The following is a 2955-nucleotide window of genomic DNA, read 5'->3' on the forward strand; positions in this document are numbered from 1 at the left end:
GGACGGCCCTCCGGACGCGCGGCCTCGGGACGGGCCGCCGGACCCGGACGCGGAGCCGGGCGGGGACCCGGCTTGGGGCCGGGACCCGCGGGGCGTCCCGCGTCGGAGCGGGGAGCCTCGAAGCGCGGCGGCTGAACCGGTGAGGGCTGCTGCTGCTGCGGCTGCTGGGGCTGCTGCGGAGCCTGCTGAGGCTGGGGCGCCGCGGGCGGCGGGGCCTGCGGCGCGGGGGCCGCGGGACGTGCCGCTGCGGGCCCAGGCCTCGGACCCGGCCTGGGGGCCGGTCCTGGCTTGGGGATAGAGGACGGCGCCGCGGGGGCGCCGTTTCCGGCCTGGCTGTCAGCCGGCCGGGGGGCCGCCTGCGGCGGCCTGGGCGTCCTGTTGCCGCCCCTGTCGGACGATCCCCTGGAGGGACCGCCCAAAGCTTCCGTGAGCCTGCGGACTACCGGTGCTTCGATAGTCGAGGACGCCGAACGCACGAACTCGCCCATCTCCTGGAGCTTGGCCATGACGACCTTGCTCTCCACACCGAACTCCTTGGCGAGCTCGTATACCCGGACCTTCGCCACTGCACTCCCTTACTCGGCCCGGGAGGCAGTGCCGCCGGACCGTCGTTACGTAGACGTACTCATCGCCGCATGCTCATCAGGCGCTCATAGCTATCTGACCAGCCCATCAACTCGGCGTCCTACATGACAGTTGGCAACCATTTCACCCGATCCTTTCGTGAACCTCTTCCAGGTGCCCTCGCACTCGCGACGAGTCAAGCGGGCCCGCGACACGAAACGCGCGCGGAAACGCTCGGCGACGCTCGGCGAGATCGAGACAGCTCAGGGAGGGATGCAGTGAAGCACCACGCCCTGGGAGCCGTCGTCGCAGGTCAGGGACGATAACGCCCTCGACCACCACCAGGCGGAGCAGCTCGGAGGAGACCGTGCGAACCCGGCACCCCACACATGTTCTCAGTGGGGTGTCCTGGCCACCATATTCCAGCTTACCGTGTGGACGCATCTGCGGAACCGGCCGCATCCCCCGCTTGTGTGTCCGGACGGATGTCGATGCGCCATCCGGTGAGGCGATTGGCCAGCCGGGCGTTCTGCCCCTCCTTGCCGATCGCAAGGGAGAGCTGGTAGTCCGGCACGGTCACCCGCGCGGCACGACCCTCGGCGTCGATCACCTCGACATGGGAAACACGGGAGGGAGAGAGGGCATTCCCCACGAATTCCGCGGGATCCTCCGACCAGTCGATGATGTCGATCTTCTCACCGTGCAGCTCGGCCATCACGTTGCGCACCCGCGACCCCATCGGGCCGATGCAGGCGCCCTTGGCGTTCACGCCGGGACGCCGCGACCGCACTGCGATCTTGGTGCGGTGGCCGGCCTCGCGCGCGATGGCGGCGATCTCGACCGTCCCGTCGGCGATCTCCGGCACCTCCAGGGCGAAGAGCTTCTTCACCAGGCCCGGGTGGGTGCGCGACAGGGTCACAGAGGGGCCCTTGTGGCCCTTCTTGACCTGGACCACGTAGCAGCGGATGCGCTCGCCGTGGACGTATTCCTCGCCGGGCACCTGCTCGTTGTGCGGGAGCACGGCCTCGATCTTGCCGAGGTCCACCAGGACGACCCTCGGGTCCTTGCCCTGCTGGATCACACCGGCCACGAGCTCGCCCTCACGGCTGGCGAACTCACCGAAGTTGATCTCGTCCTCGGCGTCCCTGAGCTGCTGCAGGATGACCTGCTTGGCGGTCGTCGCGGCGATGCGGCTGAAGTTGCCCGGGGTGTCGTCGAACTCCCTGAGCACCTCCCCGCTCTCGTCGTCGATCTCCGCGGCGAAGATGGTCACGTGCCCGGACTGCCGGTCGAGCTCGGCCCGCGCCTTGGCGGCGGCGCCCTCGCTCCGGAAGTATGCGATCAGTAGCGCGTCCTCGATCGCCTTGACGACCAGGTCGAAGGAGATGTCCTTCTCCCGCTCCAGGCTGCGCAGGACGCTCATGTCGATGTCCACGAGGCTCCCCCCTTAGCCTTCGTCGCCGTCTTCGCCGTCGTCTTCGGCGTCGTCCAACCGGCGGAATTCCACCTGCACCCGGCCTCGGGTCAGGTCCTCAAAATCAATGCGGCGTGGTGTGCCCGCGATGTCCAGTTCCACACCGGTCTCGTCAGCGGCGACGATCCGGCCCTCCACGGAGGTGCCGTCCCGAAGGTCGGCCTTGACCAGCCGCTTCACCGCACGGCGCCAGTGGCGCGGCTCGGTGAGCGGGCGGTCGACTCCCGGAGAGGAGACCTCCAGCACATACGGGGTGGCACCCATCGCGTCGTCGGCGTCGAGCGTGGCGGAGACGGCGAGGCTGACCTCGGCGACGTCGTCCAGGCTCACGCCACCGTCACGGTCGACGACGACGCGCAGCAACCGCCGCTTGCCCGCCGGTGTGACCGTGACGTCCTCCAAGTCGAGCCCTTCGGCTCCGACGACAGGTTCCAGAAGCTTTATCAGGCGGTCGCGGGATGTGGCGCTGCCCATGCCGACCTCCTATTGTCACGATCTCAAGCCGGGCGGACCTCGCCCATGTGGTTCACCAGCCTATCCACACCAGGGCGTAGAAAGAGCGCCACTCGGCACGGCGAGCCCGTCCGAGAAGCGCGGTGAGTGCGATTCCAAGCCCGTACGATGCTAGAGGCGTCAGCAGCCCACCCATAACCGGAGGTCGTCCGTGCGTTCCCTGTCCCGGCGCGCCCTGTTGCGGGGCGGTGCTCTCGGGGTGGCGGCCGTGGCGGTGGCGGGATGCGCCGCCGAGGAGCCCGAGCCTCTCCGGGCCGAGCCTCCCGATCCGGAGACCGTGCTGCTCAGGCAGCTGATCGCGGGCAAGGAGCAGACCGTCGCGCTCTACGCGTCGGCCGCCTCCGCCAAGCTGGCGCCCTTCGGGAAGCGGCACGAGGCCCACCTCGCCGAGCTCCGCAGAAGGC

General features: G+C 69.5%; 5 protein-coding genes. 1 reads left to right on the forward strand and 4 read right to left on the reverse strand.

Going from position 1 to position 2955, the window contains the following annotated elements; all coding sequences use genetic code 11:
- The 4 genes from CA984_RS43385 to rimP all read right to left on the reverse strand — a co-directional run.
- Positions 1 to 566 (reverse strand): translation initiation factor IF-2 N-terminal domain-containing protein (locus CA984_RS43385; protein WP_207621270.1); only part of this gene is annotated, 566 nt, incomplete at its 3' end.
- 142 nt (positions 567 to 708) lie between these two features.
- The gene (locus tag CA984_RS43390; protein ID WP_341351769.1) at positions 709 to 1026 is read right to left on the reverse strand and encodes a YlxR family protein; all 318 of its coding nucleotides are present in this window, start codon (positions 1024 to 1026) and stop codon (positions 709 to 711) included.
- On the reverse strand, positions 992 to 1987 hold the full coding sequence (gene nusA, locus CA984_RS43395) for a transcription termination factor NusA (protein WP_197048560.1): 996 nt from the start codon (positions 1985 to 1987) through the stop codon (positions 992 to 994). The genes CA984_RS43390 and nusA overlap by 35 nt, the downstream gene beginning before the upstream one ends.
- Positions 1988 to 2011: 24 nt before the next feature.
- Positions 2012 to 2512, reverse strand: a complete 501-nt coding sequence (gene rimP / locus CA984_RS43400; RefSeq protein WP_086579092.1) for a ribosome maturation factor RimP — start codon at positions 2510 to 2512, stop codon at positions 2012 to 2014.
- A 190-nt stretch (positions 2513 to 2702) separates the two neighbouring features.
- Between rimP and CA984_RS43405 the strand changes: the two genes are divergently transcribed.
- The coding region (locus CA984_RS43405) for a twin-arginine translocation signal domain-containing protein (RefSeq protein WP_133061974.1) at positions 2703 to 2955 on the forward strand (253 nt) is incomplete at its 3' end.

The sequence above is a fragment of the Streptosporangium minutum genome (genome assembly GCF_002149035.1).
Classification (GTDB): domain Bacteria; phylum Actinomycetota; class Actinomycetes; order Streptosporangiales; family Streptosporangiaceae; genus Streptosporangium; species Streptosporangium minutum.